At 74.8% G+C, this 1,979-nt stretch carries 2 protein-coding genes; both read left to right on the top strand.

The window, feature by feature from the left end:
• Window positions 1–1,186: LuxR family transcriptional regulator (locus G3I65_RS08855; RefSeq protein ID WP_239070878.1), on the top strand; the 1,186-nt coding region annotated here is incomplete at its 5' end.
• Window positions 1,187–1,342: 156 nt separating this feature from the next.
• Window positions 1,343–1,979 (top strand): ATP-binding protein (locus G3I65_RS08860; protein WP_160695661.1); only part of this gene is annotated, 637 nt, incomplete at its 3' end.

The following is a 1,979-nucleotide window of genomic DNA, read 5'->3' on the forward strand; positions in this document are numbered from 1 at the left end:
CGAGCTGCTCGGCATGCTCTCGTCGCTGGGCACCCTGCAGGGCCGGCCCGCCGACGAGGTCGTCGCCCAGGCCGCGCAGGTGCTGCACATCGGCGACGTCGCCCCGGGCGGCTGGGCCGTGCTCGGCGCCGTGCTCACCCTCTACCTCGCCGACCGGCCCGAGCCCGCGCTGGCGGCGCTCGGCGGCGTGCTCGACCACGCGCAGCGCCACGGCCAGGGCTGGACCTACGTCCTCGGCGCGACCACGCGCGCGCTCGTCCACCAGTTCTGCGGCAACCTCACCGACGCGCTGGCGGACGCGCAGTACTCGTTCGACGTCATCATGCAGGAGCGCTGGGCGCCGGGCACGGCGATGCCGCAGACCGTGCTGGCCTCGCTGCTCGTGCGCCAGGGCGACCCGGCCGGGGCCGAGGAGACGCTGGCCGCGATCGCGCGGCCCCGGTTCGGGGACTTCACCCTCGAATACCACTGGTCCCTGATCGCGAAAGCCCGCGCCAGGGCCGCGCTCGGCGATGTCGAAGGAGCGCTCGCGGTGCTGCGGACGTGCGGGGAAAGCCTGACGGGCAACGGGATCGGCAACCCCGTGCTGGCGCCGTGGTGGTACGAATCGGCGGAGCTGCTGGCCGGGCTCGGCCGGACCGCCAAGGGGGAGGCCGTGCTCGACGAGGTCGAACCGGCGGTCCGCCGCTGGGGCACCAACCGGGCACTGGGCATGCTCGAGACGTCGCGCGGGGTGCTCGCCACCGGCGACGCGGCGATCGAGCGGCTGCACGCCGCGGCCGGGCTCCTGGCGGACACGCCCGCGAAAGTGGAGCTGGCGAAGGCGGAATACCTCCTCGGCAGGCGGCTGCTGGCGCGCGGCGACGCCGAGGGCGCGCGGGAACGGCTGCGCCGGTCCATCGACCTTTCCGTGCGGAGCCGGGACAAGCAGCAGCTCGGGCTTTCGCTGCCGGCGCTGGCCGAGGCGGGCGGCCGGATGCGCCACGGCACGGATTCGCCGTCGGACGCACTGAGCGGCAGCGAGCGGCGGGTCGCCGAGCGGGCCGCGGAGGGCGCGACCAACCGGGAGATCGCCGAGTCGTTGTTCATCACCCAGCGCACGGTCGAGGTGCACCTGACGAGCGTCTACCGGAAACTCGGCATCGGCGGCCGCGCCGAGCTGGCGGAAGCGTTGCGCGACCGCTGAGTCACGGTTGGTCGCGGATTGCCCGCGTGTGCCCGGGAATCCTGGCCGCGCGGGCAGAGCTCCCGCCTCCGGCGCTCGCCCCGCTGTCACCCCCGCTGAGGCGGCTTAGGCTGCCTCGGTCCGGTTCGAGACCAACCGGCCGGAGGAGGTCACCCCGTGCACGATTCGCGTCTCGTCGGCCGGGAACGCGCGGTGAGCGCGCTCGACGACCTGATCGCGGGACTGGCGCGGGGAAACGGCGCGACGGCGGGGATCTCGGGCGCGGCGGGGACCGGGCGGACGGTGCTCCTTTCGCGGGTCCTCGGCGCGGGTTCGGCTTTGGCTTCGTGTGTGCCCGACGGGATCCCGTTCGGGGCGGTGACGCAGCTCGCGGCCGCTTTGCTGCCGCCCGCGGAGTTCGGTGAGCTGGTAGGCGTCTGCCTCGAGGATCGTGACGGCGCGGCCGGGCGGTTGTGCGACACGTTCGCCGCGCTCGCCGGTGAGCGGGCGCTGGTGCTGGCGGTCGATGATCTGCAGTGGGCGGACGAGTGGTCGCTGCGGTGGTTCGCGGAGATGACCGGACGGGTCGGCGAGCTGCCGGTGCTGCTGGTCGCGACCACGTACGAGCCGCTGGCCCGGGGGCACCGGATTCCGCTGGCGCCGTTGCCGCCGGTTGAGATGGCGACGCTGGTGCGGCAGGTGCTGGGCGAGCTGCCGCCCTCGGTGGAGGCCGCGGTGCTGGATGTGGCCCGTGGACGCCCGGCGGTGTTGCGCGAGCTGGCCGAGCGGTGGGCGGTCGCCGGGCGCCGCGCGG

Origin of the sequence: Amycolatopsis sp. SID8362 (assembly GCF_010550475.1) — a bacterium.
Lineage (GTDB): Bacteria > Actinomycetota > Actinomycetes > Mycobacteriales > Pseudonocardiaceae > Amycolatopsis > Amycolatopsis eburnea.